The following is a 22714-nucleotide window of genomic DNA, read 5'->3' as shown; positions in this document are numbered from 1 at the left end:
TATCACCAATGCGTCGATGGAACACATTGTGTGCACAATGGTCGTGCCGGAAACTCCCTGTCGACACTGCACATGCCGGCCGTTCGCCCGTGTGCGGCGCCTGCGTCCACAGGAGAGAGTGCGGCTGGTCCCAGTCCACAGGCGCCGCCACCTGCGATGCATTGTCCACAGGACGGTGCGGCCAGGGCTGACAGGTGCCCCGCGCCCTGCCACCGTGGAGGTGGAGGTGATTCGATGCAGCTTTCACACAGGAAGGCCCTGGGGCGGGCGGGGGAGGAACACGCCGTCGCCCTGCTCAAGAGCGCCGGCTACGAGGTCGTCCAGAGGAACTGGCGCGACGGGCGGCGAGGAGAACTCGACATCATCGCCGAAACGCCGGAGACGACTGTCGTCGTCGAAGTGCGCACCCGGATCGGAGACCTTCACGGCACACCCCTGGAATCCGTCGACGAGCGCAAGATGCGACGTCTACGTGGTCTTGCAGCTGCTTGGGCGCGTGAACACGCCTGCAAGACACATTTGCGCATCGACGTCATGGCCTTGACCGTTCCTTCCACCTCACGACAAGAGGCAGTGCGCCAGTGCGAGGCGGGCACGGTCGACCTGGACTCACTGGGAGTCCACCTCCAGTGGATCGAGGCCTTGCAATGAGCACTGCGCCGGTGGCGACGACGCACGCAGTGGCCCTGGTGGGACTCGACGGGCATGTCGTGGACGTCGAGACCCATGTGGGGCGCGGCTTGCCGGGCTTCACCTTGGTGGGACTGCCCGACGCCTCCCTGCGCGAGGCGAAGGAGAGGGTGCGTTCCGCCCTGCAGTCCTGCGGTCTGGAAAAGGCCGACCAGAAGCTCACCGTCAACCTTTCGCCCGCCGGTCTGCCCAAGTCCGGGTCCGGATTCGACTTGGCGATCGCCACTTCCGTCCTGGTGGCCACACGGAAGGTGCCGGTGGCGCCCTTCGACGGGTGCGTCCTGCTGGCCGAGGTCGCCCTGGACGGCTCCTTGCGGCCCGTGCGCGGAGTCCTGCCGGCCCTGGCAGCTGCCGCCGTCGCCGGGATGGGGCGGGCCGTCGTCGCCTCCGGCAATGCCTGCGAGGCCGCCATGGTGCCCGGCATCGAGGTGCGCGCCTACGAACACCTGGCCGACCTCGTGCGCGACTGCGGAGCCGAAGCCCATCGCCCGGTCGTCCTGGGCACCCCCGCGGGCGGCGTCGACCGACCCACTGCGCAAGCCAATGCCTGTGAAGGGCTCGACCTGGCACAAGTGCGCGGTCAGGACGTGGCCATCGACGCACTCGAATGCGCAGCAGCAGGCGGACACCATCTCTTCCTCCTGGGCGAACCCGGAGCCGGCAAGACCATGCTCGCCAAACGCCTGCCGACGATCCTGCCGCCCCTGGACGACGCCACCGCGCTGACCACGACCGCCCTGCACTCCGTGGCCGGCGTCCTGCCGGAGAACGCCGCACTGGTGCGCACGCCACCCTTCCAAGCCCCCCATCACGCAATGACAATGCCCGCACTGGTAGGAGGAGGCTCACCCTTGGCTCGACCCGGCGCCGTGTCCCTGGCCCACGGAGGAGTCCTCTTCCTGGACGAGGCCGCCGAATTCGCCCCCTCCGTCCTGGACGCCCTGCGCCAGCCCCTCGAGTCCGGCGAAGTGACGATCCACCGAGCCCGAGGACACGCCCGCTATCCGGCGCGATTCCAACTGGTCCTGGCCTCCAACCCGTGCCCCTGCGGCGGTGGGACCAGGGCGAAGGCCTGCACATGCACCTCCTTGGCCAAGCGACGCTACATGTCGCGCCTGTCCGGGCCCCTGCTGGACCGTGTCGACATCACCGTGCACATGCGTGCCCCCACCCGAGCCGACCTCTTCGCCAGCACCCCCAGGACGTCGGCGGACTCCCGCGAGAAGGTCGCCGCCGCCCGGGCCCGAAGCGCCCAGCGACTCACGGACACCCCATGGACCCTCAACTCCCAGCTGCCCGGGTCATGGCTGCGTGAGCACTCGGGGACACCGCGCCCCCTGCTCACACTGCTCGACGAGGCCGTGGATCGCGGAGACCTGTCCATGCGTGGCCTGGACAGGGTCCTCCGGCTCATGTGGACCTTGGCTGACCTTGAGGACACCTCACGCATCGACGAGACGCACTTGGCGTTGGCCCTCGCCCTGCGAACAGGAGGACCCCATGACATCGCCTGAAACTCCGGGAGTTCCCGCGGACGTGTGGTGGAGCTGCGTGGCAGAACCCGGCGACGCCCACGCGCGGGCCCTGCGACTGGCTCTGGGCGACGAGGAGGCCCGGCAGTGGGCCGGCGCCCACACGCCAGGCCCCCTGCCCGAAGTCCTCACCGCGAGCGCCTCCTGGAACCAGTGGCGTGCGGCGTGGGAAAGATGGGCCCCTCGCGGCAGGCCGGGTGAGGCCGAACGGGAGCTGGAGATGCTCGACGCCGTGGGAGGACGACTCATCCGGCCAGGGGAGCCGGAGTGGCCCACCGGCGTGGACGACCTCGACCAGCCGCCGAACCTCCTGTGGCTGCGTGGCCACCTGCCACGCCGACCGACCGCTGCCGTGGTTGGAGCCAGGGCCGCCACGCAGGTGGGTGCGCGCACCGCCCACGACCTCGGCGTGGAACTCTCCCACGAGGGCGTCCTCGTCGTCTCAGGTGGGGCATTCGGCATCGACATCGCGGCCCACCGGGGGGCCTTGGACGAAGGGGCACCCACTGTCGTCCACCTCGCCGGTGGCCTGGCCAACATGTACCCCGTGGCCCATGAGGATCTCTTCGAACAGGTCGTGGCGCAGGGCGGGGCACTGGTCAGTGAGGTCCCGCCCACGTGGAGGCCCGCCAAATGGCGCTTCCTCGAACGCAACCGTCTCATCGCCGCCCACTGCCACGCACTCGTCGTCGTCGAAGCCGCCATGCGATCAGGCGCCCTGGCCACTGCCAGACGCGCCATGGATCTCGGCCGCGAAGTCGGAGCCGTGCCCGGCCCGGTCACCTCCCCCGCATCGGGAGGCTGCCATGAACTCATCCGGCGCGGAGGCACGCTGGTGCGTGACAGCCGCGACGTCCTCGAAATGCTTGCCCCGGTCGGAGGTGCCACCCACGACATGCGCGAGGTCACCGAACCCCTCTTCGGCACGCCGGTGGACAACGACCGGGGCACGGACGCACTTCCCCCGGACCAACGGCGCGTATGGGAGGCACTGCCGGCGCGGGCAGGCACCGATCTGGCGCGCCTGTCCCGGGCCGCAGGGATGGCGCCACGGCAGGTCCTGACGGCCCTGGCGCGCCTCGAACTGCGCGGACTCGTCCGCGCCGACCCGCGCGGCTGGGCCCGGGTTCGCAGCCTGCCTAGCATGGGGGCATGACGCCCCGACCGCCCCTTGCCGCATGGGAAGAACACCTGCGCGCCGGCAAAGGACTGAGTTCGAACACTGTGAGGGCCTACACCCATGACGTGGCCGCATGCCTGGCACACCTCGGCCTGGAGGTGGACTGCGACGCCGAAACTCTGGAAAGGCGCCTGACCACTCGCGCCATCCGCTCGTGGCTCGCCGCCGGAGCCGACGCGGGGGCCAGCCGCGCGACCACCGCACGTCACGTGGCCTCCATGCGAGCCTTCACCGCATGGGCCCATGACCACGATCACCTGGCCTCCGACCCGGGACTTCCGCTGGTTGCGGCTCGCGCGGACCAACACCTCCCACAGGTCGAAGACGTCCAGGGCGCCAGACGCCTCATGGAGACCGCCCGAGCCGAGGCTGCGGACCACGACCCCGTCATCGTGCGCGACTGGGCGATCCTCGAAGTCATCTACTCCAGCGGCATCCGTGTGGCAGAACTGTGCGCACTCGACCTTGATTGCCTGGACCGCAGCAACGGGACCCTGCGCGTGCGAGGAAAGGGGGGCAAGGAACGCACGGTGCCCTTGGGGGAGCCCGCGCTCGCGGCCCTGGACCGGTGGATCCACCGGGCCCGCCCCGCCCTCGTCGTCGGCCGCAAGAATTCCACCCTGCCGGGCTCCACCAACGCCCTGTTCCTCGGGGCCATGGGTGGGCGCATCGACCAGCGAGTCGTGCGCACGATGATCCATCGCGCCTGCGCCACTGCGGGGGTCAAGGACCTGGCTCCCCACGCATTGCGCCACACGGCCGCCACCCACATGCTGCAGGGCGGTGCCGACCTGCGCGCCGTCCAAGAGCTGCTCGGCCACGCCTCTGTGGCGACCACCCAGCGTTACACACATGTGGACGCACTCCGCTTGAGCACCATCTACCGGCAGGCGCACCCCCGCGCCTGAACCCGTTCCCGGACGGGGTCCGGCTCCGCCCTCGTCGACGCGGCCATCCGCCGCGCACCCGTGAAGGCCGCACTCACCCCTCCCAAGGACCCCTCCCAAGGCTTGAGGACGACTTTCGGCGCCAACATCCGCAGGGGGTCCACGTAGTGGGTGCGTGAGGTCTTGGCGCCCCAGTGCAGGGCGCCGGGGGAGTGGCCCTCCTCGACCACGGCCACTTGCTGCCCGCGTGAGACCATCTGCCCCACGACGACTGTCGCCTTCACCGGCTCATAAGTGGAGCGGATCGCACCGAGTGGCCCCATGTGTTCGATGGACAGGACTCCGCGTCCGGCAAGGTCACCCGCATGGACGACCCTTCCCTCGGCCGGTGCCACCACGATCGAGCCGACCGGCACGTCCAGGTCGACCCCGCGGTGCCCCGCAAGCCACGGCATGTCCGGCGGGTCGAAGGCGCGGACCACCGGCACCGGGTGACCGGTGGGCCACGACCAGGTGGCGCGCGCCGCCACGGCGTGCGTGGGCAAGGGGGAGGGGGCCAGGGCAGCGCACACCATCGCCAAGAGGGCGAGCATCTGTGCAAACGCCCGCCGTTTCCGCGTGTAGGTTTCGTGGCCCATGAGGTGATCCTGGGGCGCTCGGGCCCATGGGCACCATCCACTCGCAGGGTGCCTGTGGACGGCGCCTCGATGGTCGAACGACTCTGTGGAACAGCCGCGTGGCGGGAACCGCCTGTGGACGGCAGCGGGACCGGACTCACAGGAGCCCTGTCCGAGATGCCCGTGGGCGTGGGATAGACTTCCTCCTGCGCCTGCCTGCGCAGGTGACTTCGCGTGCCATTTCCGCACACTCCGCCTCGACGCGGCACGGGTGCGGGGCGCGTCCGGCAACGGTCCCCTTGGGGGAGTCGGACGGTCATGGCACCAGGGCCCCGGCCGGGACTTCCGGGACGAGGGCGACAACCGAACACCAGGGGCCAAGCCCCGAGAACCTGCCCCGGGCAGGGAAAGGACGATCAATGGCAGTCGTCACCATGCGTCAGCTGCTCGAGTCCGGCGTCCACTTCGGACACCAGACCCGCCGTTGGAACCCGAAGATGAAGCGCTTCATCCTCACCGAACGCAACGGCATCTACATCATCGACCTGCAGCAGACGATCGCCGACATCGACATCGCCTTCGACTTCGTCAAGGAGACCGTCGCCCACGGTGGATCCATCCTCTTCGTCGGCACGAAGAAGCAGGCCCAGGAGGCCGTCGCCGAGCAGGCACAGCGCGTGGGCATGCCCTACGTCAACCACCGCTGGCTGGGCGGCATGCTCACCAACTTCTCCACCGTCGCAAAGCGCCTCCAGCGCCTCAAGGAGCTCGAGCAGATCGACTTCGACGACGTGGCCGCCTCCGGCCACACGAAGAAGGAACTGCTCATGATGAGTCGTGAGAAGGACAAGCTGGACCGCACCCTGGGCGGCATCCGCGACATGGCCAAGGTCCCCTCCGCCGTGTGGATCGTCGACCCGAAGAAGGAGCACTTGGCCGTCTCCGAGGCCCGCAAGCTCAAGATCCCGATCGTCGCCATCCTCGACACCAACGCCGACCCGGACGAGGTCGACTACCGCATCCCCGGCAACGACGACGCCATCCGCGCCGTCGCCCTGCTCACCCGGGTGATCGCCGACGCCGTGGCCGAGGGGCTGCTGGCCCGCTCCGCCGCGCGCAAGCCCGCCGGTGACGAGGCCGCCGCCCCTGCCGCCGAGCCCCTGGCCGAGTGGGAGCGCGAGCTGCTGGAGGCCTTAGAGGCCCCCGCCGCCGAAACCACCGAGGCCCCCGCGACCGAGACCCCGGCCGAGCAGGCCGAGGCTCCCGCCCAGGACTGACTCGACAAGAGAGGAAACCAGTGATGGCAAACTTCACCGCAGCCGACGTCAAGGCCCTGCGTGAGCAGACCGGCGCCGGAATGCTGGACGTCAAGAACGCCCTGACCGAGGCCGACGGCGACACCGAGAAGGCTCTGGAGATCATCCGCCTCAAGGGCCTCAAATCGCTGTCCAAGCGCGAGGGCCGCCAGGCCTCCGCGGGCCTGCTCGCAGCCAAGGTCGAGGGCTCCGTCGGTGTCCTGGTCGAGGTCAACTCCGAGACCGACTTCGTCGCCAAGAACCAGAAGTTCATCGCCTTCGCCGCCGAGATCCTCGAGGCGGCCCTCGCCTCGGGCGCTGCCGACGTCGAGACCCTCCTTGCTGCCCCGATGGGCGGCTCGACCGTGGGCGAGAAGGTCAACGAGATGGCCGCCGTCATCGGCGAGAAGCTCGAGATCCGTCGCGTCGTGCGCGTCGAGGGCGACAACGTCGACCTCTACCTGCACCAGACCAGCCCCGACCTGCCCCCGCAGGTGGGTGTCTTCGTCGTCACCGACGCAGCCGGCGCCTCCGTGGCCCACGACATCGCCATGCACATCGCCGCCTACATGCCGGCCTACCTCGACCGTGACTCCGTCCCGGCCGAAGTGCTCGACAAGGAGCGCGCCACCCTGGAGAAGATCACCCTGGAGGAGGGCAAGCCCGAGGCCATCGTCCCCAAGATCGTCCAGGGTCGCCTTGAGGCCTTCTTCAAGGAGAACTGCCTCGTCGACCAGGCCTTCGCCAAGGACCCCAGTCAGAGCGTCGGCAAGGTGCTCGCCGCGGCCGGCGCCACGGTCACCGAGTTCGTGCGCGTGCACGTCGGCTCCTGACCAACCGTTGACGGCCCCGCCTTCCGGCGGGGCCGTCGCCGCACGTGGGCGGCCCGGGCCGCCCACGTGCCCCCGCCCTCGTCAACACCCCACGAGCCCATGGAGGAACTTCCGTGAACAGTCAGCGTCGTGTCCTGCTCAAACTCTCCGGTGAGGCATTCGGAGGCGGCTCCGTCGGCCTCGACCCGGTCGTCGTGCGCGACGTGGCCGGACAGATCGCCGCGGCGGTCGACTGCGGAGTCCAGGTCGCCGTGGTTGTCGGAGGTGGCAACTTCTTCCGCGGCGCAGAACTGTCCCGCTCGGGACTGGACCGCTCACGCGCCGACTACATGGGCATGCTGGGCACCGTCATGAACGCCCTGGCCCTGCAGGACTTCATCGAGCAAGCCGGCGTTCCCGCCCGAGTCCAGAGCGCCATCGCCATGCAGCAGGTGGCCGAGCCCTACATCCCGCTGCGCGCCATCCGCCACATGGAAAAGGGCCGCGTCGTCGTCTTCGGCGCGGGTGCAGGCATGCCCTACTTCTCCACGGACACCGTGTCCGCCCAGCGTGCCCTGGAGACCCACTGCGACGAACTGCTCGTCGCCAAGAACGGCGTGGACGGAGTCTACGACTCGGACCCCCGCCAGAACCCCGATGCCAAGCGCCTGGAGTTCCTCACCTACGCCGACGCCCTGACCCAAGGACTCAAGGTGGTCGACGCTGCCGCCTTCGCCCTGTGCCAGGACAACGGACTGATCATGCGGGTCTTCGGGATGTCCGAATCCGGCAATGTCACATCGGCCCTACTGGGTGAGAGAATCGGTACGCTTGTGTCGGCACAGATCGAGAACTGACGAAGGAGCCCCACGTGATCGACGACATTCTGCTCGAAGCCGAGGAGAAGATGGACCGCGCCATCGAGGTGGCCCGCGTGGAGTTCGGACACATCCGGACCGGACGCGCGAACTCCGCCATGTTCGAACAACTCCTCGTCGACTACTACGGTGCGCCGACCCCCATGCAGCAGCTGGCCTCCTTCCAGATCCCCGAGGCCCGCACTGTCCTCATCTCCCCCTTCGACCGCACCGCCACGCAGGAGATCCTGCGGACCCTGCGCGAATCCGACTTGGGCGTGAACCCCACCGATGACGGCAATGTCATCCGCGTCGTCCTGCCGGCCCTGACCGAGGAACGCCGCAAGGAGTACGTCAAGCAGGCCAAGGCGAAGGCCGAGGACGCCCGCGTGTCCGTGCGTGGAGTGCGCCGCAAGGCCAAGGACTCCCTGGACCGTCTGAAGAAGGACGGCGAGGCAGGCGAGGACGAGGTCGATCGCGCGGAGAAGTCGCTGGAGGCTACGACGAAGTCCCACGTGGACCAGATCGACAAGCTGCTCGCCGCGAAGGAAGGCGAGCTCCTCACCGTCTGATGAGTCGAGACCCGTCCATCCACCTTCCTCACGGGCTGGTCCACCCGGCACCGAGACAGGACCGCGTGGCCCTGGCCACGACGGGACGCGCAGGCAGGAATCTACCTGCAGCCATTGGCACCTCCGTGATCCTCATCGCCCTGGTGGTCGGTTCGCTGGCGGTCAACGAGTCGGCGTTCGTGATCCTCGTGGGCGTCCTGGCCCTAGTGGGCCTGTGGGAACTCGGCGGTGCCTTCGTCCGGGTCGGCATCCGCATGGCGCTGGCCCCCCTGTACGTCGGGGGGGTGGGCATGCTCACCTGCGCGTGGACGCTCGGCCCGGAGGCCCTGGTGGTCTCGCTGTTCCTCACAGTGCTGGCGGTCATGGCGTGGCGCCTGCTGGACGGTCGCAGCCCGGCGAGGGTCAGTGACGTCACCGCCTCCGTGTTCGCGGCCGTGTACGTGCCCTTCCTGGCCTCCTTCGTCATCCTCATCCTGCGGGACTTCCACCAGCCGTGGCTCATTGCCGTCTACGCGGGCATCACCGCCCTCAACGACCTCGGCGGCTGGGGTGCGGGAGTCCTTTTCGGCAAGCACCCGATGGCCCCGCGCCTGTCCCCGAAGAAGTCCTGGGAGGGGTTCGCCGGGTCGGTGCTCGCCTGCACGGGCGGCGCCGTCTTGGCCTTCTGGCTGCTCGGCGCCCACTGGTGGTGGGGGATCCTGGTCGGCGTGGTCATCGCCGCCGTCGGCACTCTCGGGGACCTCACGGAGTCGCTGCTCAAACGCGAGGTGGGACTCAAGGACATGTCGAATCTGCTGCCCGGACACGGCGGCCTCCTCGACCGGGTCGATGCCATGCTGGTCACCGCACCGGTCTTCCACTTCTTCTTCGTCCAGGCCTTGGGAGTGCCCGCATGAACCGCCAGCCTCGTCCTCGTCGAGAGGTACGGCCGACCGACCAACCGCCTGAGGGTGCCCTGACCCCCGACGCCAAGCCGGTCCTGTCCTTCACGGCGAAGAGACGGGGCAAAGCGCCCGCCCACTTGGCGGACCTCGACCTTGCCGGTCGCAAGAAGGTGGTGGCCGAGGCGGGTCTTCCGGCCTTCCGTGCCGACCAGCTCTCGCGCCACTACTTCGAACACCACCTGAGCGACCCCGACCTCATGTCAGACCTGCCCGCATCGGCATCGGAGCTGGTGCGCACGACCTTCTTCCCGAGACTCGTCACCGAAGCCACAGCACTGAGTGCCGACGGCGGAACGACGATCAAACACCTGTGGGAGCTGCACGACGGAGCCCAGGTGGAGTCGGTCCTCATGCGCTACAGCGACCGCACAACCGTGTGCGTGTCCTCGCAAGCCGGATGCGGCATGGCCTGCCCCTTTTGCACCACAGGCCAGATGGGCCTGACCCGCAACCTCTCCACTGCGGAGATCGTCGACCAGGTGCGCCAGGCGCGTGCGGCCTGTGCACGCGGCGACCTGGCGGGTGGGCCCACTCGCCTGTCCAACGTCGTCTTCATGGGCATGGGCGAACCGTTGGCCAACTACAGGGCCGTCATCGGCGCCGTGCGCCGCCTCGTCGACGATGTGCCCGAAGGCTTCGGCATGTCGGCTCGTGGGGTCACCGTCTCCACGGTGGGTCTGGTGCCTGCGATCGACAAACTGGCCGCCGAAGGACTGCCGGTGACCCTTGCCGTGTCCCTGCACGCCCCGGACGACGACCTGCGTGACGACCTCATCCCGGTGAACTCCCGCTGGAAGGTCGGCGAGCTGCTCGATGCCGCACGCCGCTACTTCTTGGCCACCGGCCGGCGCGTGTCCATCGAATATGCACTGATCAAGGACATGAACGATCAGGTGTGGCGCGCGCAACTGCTGGCCGAAGAACTCAATTCGCGCGGAAAAGGATGGGTGCACGTCAACCCGATTCCGTTGAACCCGACCCCCGGTTCCATCTGGACCGCATCGACTCGCCGCGCGCAGGATGAATTCGTCCGCACGCTGCGCCACAATGGGATCTCCACCACGATCCGCGACACCCGCGGGTCCGACATCGACGGGGCGTGCGGCCAGCTCGCCACCGCAGTGCGCGACGGAGGCCGCCGCGCCGGCTCGACCGCCACCGAGGAGGGGAACTGATGTCCAACGCTTTCCCGCGCGTGAGTTTCTTCCGGCACGGGTACGACCCCGCCGGGGTCGACGAGTTCCTCGAGGACGCCCGTCGCGCGTACGAGGGCGGAGTGCCGGCTGAGCACTTCAGTTCGGACCAGGTGCGTCAGGCCACCTTCAACCTTCGTCGCCGCGGGTACGACATTGCCGCCGTCGACGCCGCCATGTGCCGCCTCGAGGCCGCGTTCGTCGAACGCGACCGCGCCACCCATGTGGCTGTCAACGGCGAGAAGGCATGGTTCGACAAGGTTGCCGACCGCGCCACGACCCTGTACCCGCGTCTGTTGCGTCCCCAAGGGGAACGTTTCGCCCATCCCAAGCGTGGTCGCGGCTACGACGCACAGGAGGTCGACGAGCTGCTCGACCAACTGGCCGCCTACTTCGACGACCGCGGAGAGATCACTGTCGACGAGGTGCGTCATGCGGTCTTCCGTCCCGCACGAGGGCGCCGCGCCTACGCCGAGGGGCCGGTCGACGCCTACCTTGGTCGCGCAGTCGAGATCATCCTGGCGGTCAGTTGATGCCCGCCGAGGCCTCGCACCGGGACGTCGTCCTGCTCGGCTCGACAGGTTCCATCGGCACACAGGCCCTGGACGTCATCTCCTCCCACCCGGGTCGCTTCCGAGTGCGCGCGTTGGCGGCCGGAGGCGCGGATGTGATGGCCCTGGCCAGACAGGCCCTGAGCCACCGCGTCGAGGTCGTCGCTGTCGCCACGACCTGTGGCGCGGAGCTTCGGGACGCCTTGGCGAACCTGCGTCGTACGGAGCCGTCTCTGGCGCCGGCCCTGCTGCCCGAGGTCCTCGAAGGCCCTGAAGCCGTGACCCGGGTGGCCGGATCCTTCCCCGAGGCGGTGGTCCTCAACGGCATCACCGGGGGAGTGGGACTTGGCCCGACCCTGGCGGCCCTGGAGGCGGGCAGTACCCTGGCGCTGGCGAACAAGGAGTCACTGGTCATCGGCGGAGCCTTGGTGAGGAAGGCAATGCGTCGCCCCGGCCAGGTGGTGCCTGTCGACTCCGAACACAGCGCCATCGCCCAGGCGCTGCGCTGCGGCGTGCACGAGAGGGGTCTGACTTCGCCGGTGGTCACGGGCCGCAGTGAGGTGGCCGACCTGGTCCTCACGGCCTCCGGCGGCCCGTTCCGCGGCCGCAGCCGCGCCGACCTGCGCGGAGTCACCGCAGCGCAGGCGCTGGCCCACCCGACGTGGGACATGGGGCCGGTGGTGACGGTCAATTCTTCGACTTTGGTCAACAAGGGTCTGGAACTCATCGAAGCCCACCTGCTTTTCGACGTGGAGCCGCATCATGTGCTCACCGTCGTGCACCCGCAGTCCATCATCCACTCGATGGTCACGTGGAAGGACGGCGCCACCATCGCCCAGGCCTCGCCACCCGACATGAAGTTGCCGATCGCCTTGGGCATGACCTGGCCCGAAAGACTGGACCGGGTGGAGACCCCCTTGCGGTGGGACGCCACCCAGGCGTGGACATTCGAAGCCGTGGACGCCGCCACCTTCCCGGCGGTCGACTTGGCTCGCTCGGCCGTCGCTGCCTCGGACACCCACCCGGCCGTCCTCAACGCCGCCAACGAGGTCCTCGTCGACCGCTTCATCCACGGCGCACTCGAATGGCTGGACATCGTCGACATCCTCACCGAAGTCGTCGAGGCCCATGACGGGATCGCCGACCCGGACCTGGCCGACGTCCTCGGAGTCCAGGAGTGGGCCGTGACACAGGCGGGGGCCAAGGCCGACGCCCGGAGGGGGAGCCTGTCGTGACGCACCTTCTGGGTCAGACTTGGGGCATTGTCTTCATGGTCATCGGCCTTCTGGTCTCCGTGGGCCTGCACGAGGCCGGCCACATGTTCTTCGCCAAGCGATTCGGCGTCCCTGTCCCGGAGTTCGCCATTGGTTTCGGCCCACGCCTGTGGAAACGCACCGTCGGAGAGACGACGTACTCCTTGCGCGCCGTCCCCCTGGGAGGTTTTGTCCGGATCCCCGGAATGTTCCCGCCGGCCCGTGAGACAACGGCGACCACCGATCGCAGGGGACGGCTGACTCTGGCCGAGGAGGCGCGGCGCCAGTCCATGGAGGAGATGCCGCCGGGAACCGAGGGGCGTCCCTTCCACTGCCTGCCTGCGCGCCGAAAGGTCGTCGTCATGTTGGCGGGTCCTGCGATGAACCTGCTGCTCTCCGTGGCGCTGACGGTCGGCGCACTGGTCGGCATCGGCGTGTCGGAGCCGACGACCACGGTGGCCGAAGTGGTTCCCACCGTGACCACCTCCACCGGTGAGGTTCCCAGCCCCGCCGCGCAGGCCGGCATCCTTCCCGGTGACGTGGTGACGGGCGTCGACGGGATGGACGTACAGTCCTGGAGCCAGGTCGTGGAACACATGCGTTCCAGCGCCGGCAAGGAAGTCTCCCTCGTCCTGCAGCGGCAAGGCCAGCCCGTCCAGGTCACACTCACTGTCGCCGCCTCGACCGAGGGCTACGGGATGGTCGGCATCGTCTCCGAGATCGGCCAGCATTCTGCGAGCCCGGCGCAAGTGGGCGAGGCCGTGTGGGGCATGGCCACGGGCACGGCCTCGGCGGTGATCGGCCTGCCCATGGGCGTGTGGAATGTCATCGTCTCCGTGTTCACGGAGGCTCCTCGGGACCGGACGGGCGTCATCTCCGTGGTCGGCGTGGGGCGCATTGCCGGTGAGGTCACCGACTCGGGCACCCAGAGGGGAGGGGAGGGGATCCTCCAGTCCTTCCAGGTGCTCCTGCTGCTGCTGGCGTCACTGAACATGGCTCTGTGCGTCTTCAACCTCATCCCGCTGCCGCCTCTGGACGGGGGCCACGTGATGGGGGCCCTTTACGAGGGCGGGCGACGGATGCTTGCCCGCGCGCGCCGCAGGCCGGACCCGGGGCCGGCGGACACGGCACGACTCATGCCGCTGACCTACGCCACAGGCGCCGCCTTGGTGGCGATGAGTGTGATCCTCGTCGTTGCCGACATCATCAAGCCCATCACCTTGGGGTGAGCCGGCCCTTCCGATTCACCACCTGTGGTGGACGTGGGCCCTGATCCGTTGGTCGTAGAGCTCCTCCAGCGCGGACAGGAACTCCTCCGACAGGTCGGGCAGGGCGGCCGAGCGAGCATTTGCGCGAGCTTGGTCGGCATTGCGGGCGCCGGGGATCACCGTGGTCACCCCGGGCTGCTGGGTCACCCACTTCAGGGCGACTTGGGCGGGCGTGGCCCCCTCCGGTCCCAGCTCGGCGCACAGGCGCGAGAACTCCTGCGCGACCTCGATGCCGACTTCGAAGGGGACTCCCGAGAAGGTCTCACCCACGTCGAAGGCCTCACCGTGGCGGTTGTAGGTGCGGTGGTCGTCGGCTGCGAAGGTCGTGTCCTTCGAGTAACGGCCCGAGAGCAGTCCGGAAGCCAGCGGCACACGCACGATGATGCCCACGCCGCGCTCCCGTGCAGCCGGGAGAACTTCTTCCAGGGGCTTCCTGCGCATGACATTGAGGATGATCTGGATGCTCGAGGCCCCGCCGTCCATCGCCAGGAGCGCCTGCTCACAGGTTTCCACGGAGGCGCCGAAGGCGCGGATACGGGCCTCGTCGACCATGTCGCGCAAGGTCTGCCACGTGAGCGGGTCGCCAAGGACATCGGTCGGTGGGCAGTGCAGCTGGACCAGGTCAAGAGTGTCCACACCGAGCATCCGGCGGGACCTGTCGTTCCACTGGCGCATGGCCTCGGCCGTGTAGTTCTCACGGACTTGCGGCACTCGGCGCCCCATCTTCGTGGCAATGACGAGCCCCGAGTCCGGGTGGGCGGCGGCGAAGGCGCCGACGAGGCGCTCGGAGCGCCCGTCACCGTAGACGTCGGCAGTGTCGATGAAGGTCACGCCCTCGGCGAGGGCTGCGGACAGGACCTGGCCCGCCTGGTCCTCACTCACCTCACCCCAGTCCGCCCCGAGCTGCCACGTGCCGATGCCGATCACCGAGGCCGACCGGCCCGTGCTTGCGATGTGGCGTTGTTCCATGCCGTTCCCGTCCTCGTCGAAGGGCCTTCTTTCGATCTGTCGCATTCGAAAGTCTATGCGCCTCGGGTGTGGTCAGCGGCGCATGGCCCGTGTGTGCTCGCGCAAAGCGGGGTGGGGGATAATGACCGGGTGAGTGAGATTTCCTTGGGCATGCCCGGCGTGCGTGCCACCCCCTTCCCGCGCAAGCAGACCCGCCGGATCATGGTCAGAGACCTTCCGGTGGGGGGCGGTGCGCCCGTCTCGGTCCAGTCGATGACCACGACGAAGACCCACGACATCGGCGCCACCTTGCAGCAGATCGCCGAACTCACCGCCGCCGGATGCGACATCGTCCGAGTGGCCTGCCCGACGGACAAGGATGCCGATGCGCTGAAGATCATCGCCCAGCAGTCCCGCATCCCCGTGATCGCCGACATCCACTTCAACCCCAAGTACGTGTTCACCGCCATCGCGGCCGGCTGCGGCGCGGTGCGTGTGAACCCGGGCAACATCCGTCGCTTCGACGACCAAGTGGCCGACATCTGTCGCGCGGCGAGCGACCACGGAGTCTCCCTGCGCATCGGTGTCAATGCGGGGTCCCTGGACCCGCGTCTGCTGAAGAAGTACGGGCGCACCACCCCGGAGGCCCTGGTCGAGTCGGCCGTGTGGGAGGCCTCCCTGTTCGAGGAGAACGATTTCCACGACTTCAAGATCTCGGTCAAACACCACGACGTCCTGACCATGGTCGAGGCCTACCGTCAGCTCTCCGAACGCGGTGACTGGCCCCTGCACCTGGGAGTGACCGAGGCCGGCCCCGCTTTCCAGGGCACCATCAAGTCGGTGTCGGCCTTTTCCGTCCTGCTCAGCCAGGGCATCGGCGACACGATCCGGGTTTCCCTGTCGGCACCCCCCGTGGAGGAGGTCAAGGTCGGCACGAAGCTGCTGGAGTTCATGGGATTGCGTGAGCGGACCCTGGAGATCGTCTCCTGCCCCTCCTGCGGACGCGCCCAGGTGGACGTGTGGACCCTGGCCGAGGACGTCACCGAGGGCCTCAAACACCTCACCGTGCCGCTGCGCGTGGCCGTCATGGGCTGCGTCGTCAACGGACCCGGTGAGGCTCGTGAGGCAGACCTGGGGGTGGCCTCCGGCAACGGCAAGGGGCAGATCTTCATCAAGGGGCAGGTGGTCGAAACCGTCCCCGAGGACCAGATCGTGGAGACCCTCATCCGTCACGCCGAAGCGCTGGCCGAGACCCTCGGACTCGAGGGTGGGGCAGAGGGCGCCGTCGAGGTCGTGCCGGTCACCCGCTGACCCGAGGAAGGATCGACCATGCGCATTCGCACCGCAGCGCTGCTGGGGGCAGCAGGACTGGCCGCAGTCGTGTGGGCCACTGGATTCCCCTCACGAGTGGGACTGACCAGGTCGCAGGCGGCGATCTCACTACCCGGTGACTTGGTGGTTCCCATGGCCGACGTCATCGTCGACAGGGCGATCCTGGTCGACGCACCCCCCGCCCTCGTGTGGAGGGCGCTCGAACGGGCTTTCGCCCATGTCGAACGCGAGACGGTCCTGTACGAGGAGGCGGGGGACTGCCTCGTCCTGGCAGCGGCCCTGCCGGGTCTGGATGACGAGGACGAGCGCCCTTCGAGCTGCGCGCTCGCTCTGCTGCCCGAGGCCAACGAGCGCACCCGCATCCACTTGCGTGAGCGGCACCTGTCGACCCAGGACATGCCCGCATGGTTGATCAAAGCCGCCCTGGCTGTCGAAGCCCCCGCGGCGATGCTCATGCTCCGCGACATCAAGGCCGCCGCCGAGGCCCTGTGAAGCCGTGCGCAGGCCCTGCGCTCGAATGACCCCCGGAGCGGGGTGCTCTCCGGTCGACCACGGTGGCCAAGGCCTCGACGGTGGGGTTTCGCCGGTGACATCGGCGTGAACTAGGCTGATGGGCGTGCTGAGAAACCTGTCCACGTACTTCCTGCGCACTCTGCGCGAGGACCCCGTTGACGCCGAAGTCGCGTCGCACAAGCTGCTCGTCCGTGCCGGCTACGTCCGCCGCACCGCCCCCGGCATCTACACCTGGCTGCCGCTGGGCCTGCGCGTGCTGCGCAAGGTCGAGCAGGTGGTGCGTGAGGAGATGGACCGCATGGGCGCCGACGAGGTGCACTTCCCGGCCCTGCTGCCCGGCGAACCCTACAAGGCGACCAAGCGGTGGGAGGAATACGGTCCGACACTGTTCACCCTGACGGACCGCAAGGGCGGCGACTACCTGCTGGCCCCCACCCACGAGGAGATGTTCACCCTTTTGGTCAAGGACCTGTACTCCTCGTACAAGGACCTGCCCTGCACCCTTTACCAGATCCAGACGAAGCACCGCGACGAAGCCCGCCCTCGTGCCGGCATCATCCGCGGACGCGACTTCGTCATGAAGGACGCCTACTCCTTCGACCTGGACGAGGACGGTCTGGCCGCCTCCTACCAGGCCGAGCGTGACACCTACGAGCGCATCTTCACCCGACTGGGCTTGGAGTACGTCATCGTCGCGGCCATGTCCGGCGCCATGGGTGGCTCACGCTCGGAGGAGTTCTTGCACCCCAGCCCCATCGGCGAGGACACCTTCGTGCGGTCGGCAGGAGGCTATGCCGCCAATGCCGAGGCCGTGAACACCCCCGCACCCGAGCCCCTGCCCCCGGAGGGCACGCCAGAGGCCGTCGTCCTGCCCACCCCCGACTCCAAGACCATCGAGTCACTCGTCATCCTGGCCAACGAGCTGCACCCGCGCGCCGATCGGGCCTGGACGGCTGCAGACACCTTGAAGAACGTCGTGGTCACCTTGACCCGGCCCAGCGGTGAGAAGGAGCTGCTGGTCGTCGGACTGCCGGGAGACCGGGAGGTCGACATGAAGCGCTTGGAGGCCGCCGTGGCCCCCGCCGAGGTCGAGATGGCCACTTCCGACGAGTTGGCCGCACATCCGGAACTGGTCCCGGGATACATCGGCCCGCAGGTGGTCGGCCCCAACTCTCCACTGCGCACGGTGGACGAGGACGGCAATGCCACCGGCTCCGTACGCTACCTGCTGGATCCGCGCGTGGTTGACGGCACCACGTGGATCACTGGCGCCAACGAGGTCGACATGCACGTCTTCTGGCTGACGAAGGGACGCGACTTCGAGGCCGACGGCACCATTGAAGCCGCCGAAGTTCGCGAGGGCGACCCGGCCCCCGACGGTTCGGGCCCCCTGCACCTGGAGCGCGGCATCGAAATCGGCCACATCTTCGCCTTGGGTCGCAAGTACGCCGAAGCCCTGGGACTGACCGTCCTGGACGAGAACGGCAAGTCCCGTGTGGTCACGATGGGCTCCTACGGCATCGGTGTGAGCCGCGTGGTGGCTGCCTTGGCCGAAGCCAACCACGATGACATGGGGTTGGCGTGGCCGGCGGGTGTCGCCCCCTTCGACGTGCACCTGCTGGCGACCGGCAAGGGTGAAGAGGTCTTCAAGGCGGCTGCCGATCTGGGGGCGGAGCTCGACGGTGCAGGACTGGATGTCCTGATGGACGACCGCCGCAAGGTGAGCGCCGGCGTGAAGTTCGCCGATGCGGAACTGGTCGGCATCCCTGTGGCCGTGGTCGTGGGCCGAGGCTTGGCCGACGGCAAGGTCGAGGTGCGCCTGCGCGCGACGGGCGAACGTGTCGAGGTTCCAGTGGCCCGGGCCGCCGCCCTTGTCGCGCGCTTGCACGCGGACCTGTTGGCCGGACGCACCCCGCAGCTGGTGGGGGAGGGGGCCTGACATGGGGATCCGCGAGATCCGCGTCATCGGTGACCCCGTCCTGCGCACTCTATGCGACCCGGTCACCGACATCGACGCGCGTGTGAAGGCGCTTGTGGAGGACCTGCTGGAGACCGTCGACATGGACGGGCGGGCGGGTCTTGCCGCGAACCAGATCGGGGTGGGGCTTCGGGCATTCTCGTGGAACATCGACGGCGAGATCGGCTACGTCCTCAACCCGCGCCTGGTTGCCCTCTCCGAGGACCGGTTCCAGGACGGCGACGAAGGATGTCTGTCCGTTCCCGAGCTGTGGTACCCGACCAAGCGCGCCTGGTACGCCAGGGTGGAGGGTATCGACCTGGATCGCCGACCGGTGGTGGTCGAGGGCGAGGAACTCATGGGCCGGTGCCTGCAGCACGAATGCGACCACCTGGACGGGCACCTGTACATCGATCGTCTGGACCGGGCCACCCGCAAGCGTGCCCTGCGGGACATCCGCCAGAAGGCCTACTGACTGTCGGGCGCGCCATCTGCGCTTCCGACGAACACGCGGGCCCCTGCCCTCGGCACGGAACGAGGGCGGGGGTTCAGTGTGCGGGGCGGATCTCTCCACTGCCCCGCGCCACCATGCGGGTCGGGACGACGAGGGCCCGGGGGTCCGTGCTGGCGCCGTCGAGGCGGTCGAAGAGGAGTTCTGCGGCGAGGCGCCCGATGAGCCTCGGGTCCTGGTGCACCAAGGTCAAGGGCGGATCGAGGAACTCCGCGAGTGGAACGTCGTCGAAGCCCACGAAGGCGACATCGTGCTGGTGGCCCGTGGCGTGGATGGCGCCGACCACGCCGACGCTCAGCACGTTCTGAGTGGAGAACAGGGCAGTCGGCCGCTCGGGCGAACGCAGAAGACCCTCCACCGCGCGGCGGGCGGATGCGGCGTCGGCCGGAACTTCGATGACAGGGCAGATGGCCGGATCGATGTTGGCGGCCCGGAGCGCGTCGTGGAATCCTGTGAGCCTTGCGGCGGCCGTGGGAACGCAACGGGGCTCCATGACCAGGGCGATGCGGCGATGGCCATGGGCCAGCAGGTGCAGTGTGGCGTCCTCGGCGGCCCTGAGGTTGTCACTTGTCACGCTGTCCACGCGGGGGCCCTCCGGCACGCGATCGACCAGGACCACCGCAATGCCGGCGGCGCACAGGTCTTCGACATGACGTGGGTCGTTGGAGGTCGTGTCGAGGACGATGCCGTCGACGTGGCGGGCCCGGAAGTCCCGCAGGAGGGCCCGTTCTCGCGCGGGGTCTTCCTCCAAACTGGCGGCGATCACGGCCACTGAGCGGTGGGCCGCCACTTCTTCGACTCCGCGGTGGAGTTCACCCGCGAAGGGGTTCGCCACACTGGAGACCAGCAGGCCCACGGTCTTCGTGCGTCCGTCCGTGCGGCGCAGGGAACCTGCGCGCATGTCCACGTGGTAGTCGAGTTCCTCGACGGCGGACCAGACGCGTTCGGCCGTTCGGGAGGACACATTCGGTTCTCCGTTGACCACCCGGGAGACCGTCTTCAGGGCGACTCCCGCCAAGGAGGCGACATCCGTCATCGTCGCCCGTGGCCTCTGGTCCTTCGGGTTGTGTGGGGCAGGAGTCGTTGGAGGCATCGTTACCGGTTCGAGTCCTTTCGAGTCTTGACTGTCATCCGCCATGAGCATAATCTAGTGGCCAAGATGACAACGTTGTCAATCGTTGTCGCTCGCATTGTCCTCTGACGTCCGGCTGCGCATCCCTCTTCCGATTCACCACGTGGATCGTGCGCACTGCGGCGTTCCATCGACCCGAGGAAAGGAGTGGCCCATGAGTGAAGCACCGCTGCTTCAGATGAAGGGCGTGTCGAAGAGGTATCCAGGTGTACAGGCTCTGGACAGGGTGAACTTCGAACTGCGTCCGGCCGAGGTCCACGCGATCGTCGGCGAAAACGGCGCAGGCAAGTCCACCCTGGTCAAGGTGATGGCCGGGATGCTCTCGGATTTCGAGGGCGTCTACGAATTCGAAGGCCGGGACGCTCGCTTTCATTCGATCCGTGACGCCCAGGCCCGCGGCATTTCGGTCGTGCACCAGGAACTCAACATGATGGGTGACCTCACGGTTGCCCAGAACATCTTCATCGGTCGCGAGTCCGCCGGGTTCCTGGTCTCCGACACGGATCTGAACCTCAAGGCCCGTGAACTCATCGACCAGTTCGGCATCGGTGTGGAACCCACCGACAGACTTCGTGACCTCAGTGTCGGCAAGGCGCAGTTGGTCGAGATCGCGCGCGCCATGTCCTTCACCTCGACCAAGGTGCTCATCCTCGACGAGCCCACGGCCGCACTGTCCGAGGCCGAGGCTGCCGACCTGTTGCGCCGGGTGCGCGGGATGAAGGCGGCCGGTGTGGCCGTGGTCTACATCTCGCACCGAATGCACGAGATCATGGAGATCTCGGACCGGATCACCGTGTTCCGCGACGGCGCCCACGTCGGCACACTGGACACGGCGTCCACCGCCATCGATGAGGTCATCGAACTCATGGTGGGGCGGAAGGTCATCAATCCGAAGAAGGAAACCTCCAAGGTCCCACCGGATGCCGAAGTCGTCCTGGAGGCCCGCAACCTCACCTCCACCAAGGTGCGCGGGGTCTCCTTCGACCTGCGCGCCGGTGAGATCCTCGGATTCGCCGGCCTGGTGGGAGCCGGGCGGACCGAGACCATGCAGATCCTCTTCGGGGCGGATCCCAGCGCAAGCGGCACATTGATCGTCAAAGGCAAGGAAGTCCACTTCACCCACCCGCGCGACGCCGTGGAAAAGGGCATTGCCTACCTGTCCGAGGATCGGAAGCGATACGGACTGGTGGTGAATCTGTCCGTCAAGGACAATGTGGCACTGCCCTCCTACGACCTGCTCGCCGGATTCCTCGCAGTACGGGACGGATTGTCGGTCAAACGCGCCAAGGAATTCGTCGAACTGCTGCGCATCAAGACTCCCAGCATCCACCAGTCGGTGCGAGCCCTGTCGGGTGGCAACCAACAAAAGGTCGTCCTGGCCAAGTGGCTCCTTCGGGACATGGACGTACTCATTTTCGACGAGCCCACCCGCGGAATCGACATCGGCGCCCGCGCCGAGATCTACGAACTCATCAGAAGCCTGGTCGAGGAAGGAAAGTCGATCATCCTCGTCTCCTCCGACCTCGACGAAATCCTCCACCTCTCGGACCGTGTCGTCGTCATGTCCGAAGGGGTCAGCACCGGAATTCTCGACATTGCCGAAGCCACTCCCGTACGGATCATGGCAATGGCCACCCACCACGACGACAGGAAGGAACAGCGATGAGCGGCAAGACGCTCCCCGTCCCGAAGGTGTCCAGCGCGGCGATGCAGCAGGTCATGGCACTTGCCGCTTTGGTGATCCTCTACGCATTCTTCGCAGTGTTCGGCAACAGGTTTCTCTCCGCCGACACTTTCGTGTCGATTCTCGACTCGTCCTACTACATCGGCTTCCTCGCCATCGGCATGACCTTCGTCATCATCACCGCCGGCATCGACTTGTCCTCGGGCACCGTCATGGTCGGCGCGGCCCTGGTCGGCGGTGTCGCCTACAACGTGTGGCACCTGCCGATCGCCGTGTCCCTGCTCATCGTCGTGCTGGTCGGTGTGCTCTTCGGCATCGGCAACGGACTCCTGGTCGGATATCTGCACCTGCCGCCGTTCATCGCCACACTCGGCATGCAATTCGTCTCGCTGGGACTGTGCGCCGTCGTGGCAAATGTGCAGACACAGACCTATCCCTCCTTGGGTTCGGACGACGGCTGGTTCAAGAACGTCTTGTACAAGGTGAACAGTTTCCCTGTCGGCATCCTGTGGTTGGCGGCATTCTTCGCCGTCGCATGGTTCCTGCTGCGACGCACGAAACTCGGCCGGTACACCTACGCCATCGGCTCGAACGAGGAAGCCGTTGAACTGTCAGGAGTCGTCGTGCGCACCTGGAAGTTCTGGGTCTACGTGGTCAACGGCTTCTTCTGCGGCCTGGCCGGCGCGATCTACGCCGCCACCTTCTCCTCGATCACTCCACAGACCGGCAATGGTCAGGAGATGTACGCCATTGCGGCCTGCGTGATCGGAGGCACCTCGCTGGCCGGCGGAATCGGTTCCCTGTGGGGGACCATAATCGGCGTCTTCGTCATCTCCGTGCTCAAAACCGGCCTGTTGTCCATGGGCCTGCCCGTCCAGTGGCAGCAAGTCCTCATCGGCGTGGTCGTCATCCTCGCGGTCCTCCTCGACGTCCTGAGGACCCGTCGCCGACGCTCCTGAGCCCTCGGCCACACCCCAAGAATTCGT

At 67.8% G+C, this 22714-nt stretch carries 22 protein-coding genes; 19 read left to right on the top strand and 3 right to left on the bottom strand.

All coding sequences use genetic code 11. The annotated features are described in order from the left end of the window. Positions 1 to 234 precede the first annotated feature (234 nt). Genes I6B53_RS06585 through I6B53_RS06570 form a run of 4 tightly spaced genes read left to right on the top strand, consistent with a single transcriptional unit; the run spans position 235 to position 4310 of the window. Positions 235 to 651, top strand: a complete 417-nt coding sequence (locus tag I6B53_RS06585; RefSeq protein WP_216763473.1) for a YraN family protein — start codon at positions 235 to 237, stop codon at positions 649 to 651. After that, complete coding sequence (locus I6B53_RS06580) at positions 648 to 2204, top strand: YifB family Mg chelatase-like AAA ATPase (protein ID WP_216763472.1); 1557 nt, start codon at positions 648 to 650, stop codon at positions 2202 to 2204. Before I6B53_RS06585 ends, I6B53_RS06580 begins: the two co-directional genes overlap by 4 nt. Next, entirely contained in the window at positions 2191 to 3378 is a 1188-nt protein-coding gene (dprA, locus tag I6B53_RS06575) for a DNA-processing protein DprA (RefSeq protein WP_216763470.1), read from the top strand. Before I6B53_RS06580 ends, dprA begins: the two co-directional genes overlap by 14 nt. After that, positions 3375 to 4310, top strand: a complete 936-nt coding sequence (locus I6B53_RS06570) for a tyrosine recombinase XerC (protein WP_216763469.1) — start codon at positions 3375 to 3377, stop codon at positions 4308 to 4310. The genes dprA and I6B53_RS06570 overlap by 4 nt, the downstream gene beginning before the upstream one ends. Here I6B53_RS06570 and I6B53_RS06565 read toward each other — a convergent pair. Then, a complete protein-coding gene (locus I6B53_RS06565) occupies positions 4283 to 4927 on the bottom strand; it encodes a M23 family metallopeptidase (RefSeq protein ID WP_216763467.1) in 645 nt (214 codons plus the stop codon). The genes I6B53_RS06570 and I6B53_RS06565 overlap by 28 nt on opposite strands. Before the next feature lie 398 nt (positions 4928 to 5325). Between I6B53_RS06565 and rpsB the strand changes: the two genes are divergently transcribed. The 9 genes from rpsB to I6B53_RS06520 all read left to right on the top strand — a co-directional run bounded on the left by rpsB (position 5326) and on the right by I6B53_RS06520 (position 13612). Next, entirely contained in the window at positions 5326 to 6183 is an 858-nt protein-coding gene (gene rpsB / locus I6B53_RS06560; protein WP_216763465.1) for a 30S ribosomal protein S2, read from the top strand. A 23-nt stretch (positions 6184 to 6206) separates the two neighbouring features. Next, positions 6207 to 7034 (top strand): translation elongation factor Ts, encoded by an 828-nt coding sequence (gene tsf / locus I6B53_RS06555; protein ID WP_216763464.1) that lies wholly within the window; start codon positions 6207 to 6209, stop codon positions 7032 to 7034. A gap of 113 nt (positions 7035 to 7147) precedes the next feature. Further along, the gene (pyrH, locus tag I6B53_RS06550) at positions 7148 to 7870 is read left to right on the top strand and encodes a UMP kinase (protein WP_216763462.1); all 723 of its coding nucleotides are present in this window, start codon (positions 7148 to 7150) and stop codon (positions 7868 to 7870) included. A 14-nt stretch (positions 7871 to 7884) separates the two neighbouring features. After that, positions 7885 to 8442 carry a ribosome recycling factor gene (frr, locus tag I6B53_RS06545; protein ID WP_216763460.1) on the top strand — a complete coding sequence of 186 codons (558 nt, stop codon included), beginning with the start codon at positions 7885 to 7887 and terminating at the stop codon, positions 8440 to 8442. Beyond that, positions 8442 to 9338, top strand: a complete 897-nt coding sequence (locus I6B53_RS06540; RefSeq protein ID WP_216763459.1) for a phosphatidate cytidylyltransferase — start codon at positions 8442 to 8444, stop codon at positions 9336 to 9338. The genes frr and I6B53_RS06540 overlap by 1 nt, the downstream gene beginning before the upstream one ends. After that, positions 9335 to 10561 carry a 23S rRNA (adenine(2503)-C(2))-methyltransferase RlmN gene (rlmN, locus tag I6B53_RS06535; protein ID WP_216763458.1) on the top strand — a complete coding sequence of 409 codons (1227 nt, stop codon included), beginning with the start codon at positions 9335 to 9337 and terminating at the stop codon, positions 10559 to 10561. The genes I6B53_RS06540 and rlmN overlap by 4 nt, the downstream gene beginning before the upstream one ends. After that, entirely contained in the window at positions 10561 to 11112 is a 552-nt protein-coding gene (locus I6B53_RS06530; RefSeq protein WP_216763457.1) for a DivIVA domain-containing protein, read from the top strand. Before rlmN ends, I6B53_RS06530 begins: the two co-directional genes overlap by 1 nt. Further along, a complete protein-coding gene (gene dxr, locus I6B53_RS06525) occupies positions 11112 to 12365 on the top strand; it encodes a 1-deoxy-D-xylulose-5-phosphate reductoisomerase (protein ID WP_216763456.1) in 1254 nt (417 codons plus the stop codon). Before I6B53_RS06530 ends, dxr begins: the two co-directional genes overlap by 1 nt. Beyond that, on the top strand, positions 12362 to 13612 hold the full coding sequence (locus tag I6B53_RS06520; protein ID WP_367880376.1) for an RIP metalloprotease: 1251 nt from the start codon (positions 12362 to 12364) through the stop codon (positions 13610 to 13612). The genes dxr and I6B53_RS06520 overlap by 4 nt, the downstream gene beginning before the upstream one ends. 15 nt (positions 13613 to 13627) lie before the next feature. On the opposite strand, the gene I6B53_RS06515 is transcribed toward I6B53_RS06520, so the two are convergent. After that, entirely contained in the window at positions 13628 to 14665 is a 1038-nt protein-coding gene (locus I6B53_RS06515) for an aldo/keto reductase (protein ID WP_253953800.1), read from the bottom strand. A gap of 105 nt (positions 14666 to 14770) precedes the next feature. Between I6B53_RS06515 and ispG the strand changes: the two genes are divergently transcribed. The 4 genes from ispG to def all read left to right on the top strand — a co-directional run bounded on the left by ispG (position 14771) and on the right by def (position 18876). Continuing rightward, positions 14771 to 15910, top strand: a complete 1140-nt coding sequence (gene ispG / locus I6B53_RS06510; protein ID WP_216765382.1) for a flavodoxin-dependent (E)-4-hydroxy-3-methylbut-2-enyl-diphosphate synthase — start codon at positions 14771 to 14773, stop codon at positions 15908 to 15910. 18 nt (positions 15911 to 15928) lie between these two features. After that, a complete protein-coding gene (locus I6B53_RS06505) occupies positions 15929 to 16423 on the top strand; it encodes a hypothetical protein (RefSeq protein ID WP_216763455.1) in 495 nt (164 codons plus the stop codon). 124 nt (positions 16424 to 16547) lie between these two features. After that, positions 16548 to 18383 carry a proline--tRNA ligase gene (locus I6B53_RS06500; protein WP_216765381.1) on the top strand — a complete coding sequence of 612 codons (1836 nt, stop codon included), beginning with the start codon at positions 16548 to 16550 and terminating at the stop codon, positions 18381 to 18383. 1 nt (position 18384) lies between these two features. Then, entirely contained in the window at positions 18385 to 18876 is a 492-nt protein-coding gene (gene def / locus I6B53_RS06495; protein ID WP_216763453.1) for a peptide deformylase, read from the top strand. A 73-nt stretch (positions 18877 to 18949) separates the two neighbouring features. Here the strand turns inward: def and I6B53_RS06490 are convergent, their stop codons facing one another. Then, positions 18950 to 20005, bottom strand: coding sequence for a LacI family DNA-binding transcriptional regulator (locus I6B53_RS06490; protein ID WP_216763452.1), 1056 nt, complete (start codon positions 20003 to 20005; stop codon positions 18950 to 18952). A gap of 193 nt (positions 20006 to 20198) precedes the next feature. On the opposite strand from I6B53_RS06490, the gene I6B53_RS06485 reads away from it, so the two are divergent. Next, positions 20199 to 21710 carry a sugar ABC transporter ATP-binding protein gene (locus I6B53_RS06485; protein WP_216763450.1) on the top strand — a complete coding sequence of 504 codons (1512 nt, stop codon included), beginning with the start codon at positions 20199 to 20201 and terminating at the stop codon, positions 21708 to 21710. Then, a complete protein-coding gene (locus I6B53_RS06480) occupies positions 21707 to 22687 on the top strand; it encodes an ABC transporter permease (protein ID WP_216763449.1) in 981 nt (326 codons plus the stop codon). The genes I6B53_RS06485 and I6B53_RS06480 overlap by 4 nt, the downstream gene beginning before the upstream one ends. Positions 22688 to 22714 lie beyond the last annotated feature (27 nt).

It is taken from the genome of Schaalia sp. 19OD2882 (genome assembly GCF_018986735.1).
Classification (GTDB): domain Bacteria; phylum Actinomycetota; class Actinomycetes; order Actinomycetales; family Actinomycetaceae; genus Pauljensenia.
This window is presented reverse-complemented; position numbering and strand designations above follow the sequence as displayed.

Bases quoted from the DNA above. Each gene is read 5' to 3' on its own strand.
- I6B53_RS06585 (WP_216763473.1), top strand. From the start codon at position 235: ATGCAGCTTTCACACAGGAAGGCCCTGGGGCGGGCGGGGGAGGAACAC.
- I6B53_RS06580 (WP_216763472.1), top strand. From the start codon at position 648: ATGAGCACTGCGCCGGTGGCGACGACGCACGCAGTGGCCCTGGTGGGA.
- dprA (WP_216763470.1), top strand. From the start codon at position 2,191: ATGACATCGCCTGAAACTCCGGGAGTTCCCGCGGACGTGTGGTGGAGC.
- I6B53_RS06570 (WP_216763469.1), top strand. From the start codon at position 3,375: ATGACGCCCCGACCGCCCCTTGCCGCATGGGAAGAACACCTGCGCGCC.
- I6B53_RS06565 (WP_216763467.1), bottom strand. From the start codon at position 4,927: ATGGGCCACGAAACCTACACGCGGAAACGGCGGGCGTTTGCACAGATG.
- rpsB (WP_216763465.1), top strand. From the start codon at position 5,326: ATGGCAGTCGTCACCATGCGTCAGCTGCTCGAGTCCGGCGTCCACTTC.
- tsf (WP_216763464.1), top strand. From the start codon at position 6,207: ATGGCAAACTTCACCGCAGCCGACGTCAAGGCCCTGCGTGAGCAGACC.
- I6B53_RS06540 (WP_216763459.1), top strand. From the start codon at position 8,442: ATGAGTCGAGACCCGTCCATCCACCTTCCTCACGGGCTGGTCCACCCG.
- rlmN (WP_216763458.1), top strand. From the start codon at position 9,335: ATGAACCGCCAGCCTCGTCCTCGTCGAGAGGTACGGCCGACCGACCAA.
- I6B53_RS06530 (WP_216763457.1), top strand. From the start codon at position 10,561: ATGTCCAACGCTTTCCCGCGCGTGAGTTTCTTCCGGCACGGGTACGAC.
- dxr (WP_216763456.1), top strand. From the start codon at position 11,112: ATGCCCGCCGAGGCCTCGCACCGGGACGTCGTCCTGCTCGGCTCGACA.
- I6B53_RS06515 (WP_253953800.1), bottom strand. From the start codon at position 14,665: ATGCGACAGATCGAAAGAAGGCCCTTCGACGAGGACGGGAACGGCATG.
- ispG (WP_216765382.1), top strand. From the start codon at position 14,771: ATGCCCGGCGTGCGTGCCACCCCCTTCCCGCGCAAGCAGACCCGCCGG.
- I6B53_RS06505 (WP_216763455.1), top strand. From the start codon at position 15,929: ATGCGCATTCGCACCGCAGCGCTGCTGGGGGCAGCAGGACTGGCCGCA.
- def (WP_216763453.1), top strand. From the start codon at position 18,385: ATGGGGATCCGCGAGATCCGCGTCATCGGTGACCCCGTCCTGCGCACT.
- I6B53_RS06490 (WP_216763452.1), bottom strand. From the start codon at position 20,005: ATGCCTCCAACGACTCCTGCCCCACACAACCCGAAGGACCAGAGGCCA.
- I6B53_RS06485 (WP_216763450.1), top strand. From the start codon at position 20,199: ATGAGTGAAGCACCGCTGCTTCAGATGAAGGGCGTGTCGAAGAGGTAT.
- I6B53_RS06480 (WP_216763449.1), top strand. From the start codon at position 21,707: ATGAGCGGCAAGACGCTCCCCGTCCCGAAGGTGTCCAGCGCGGCGATG.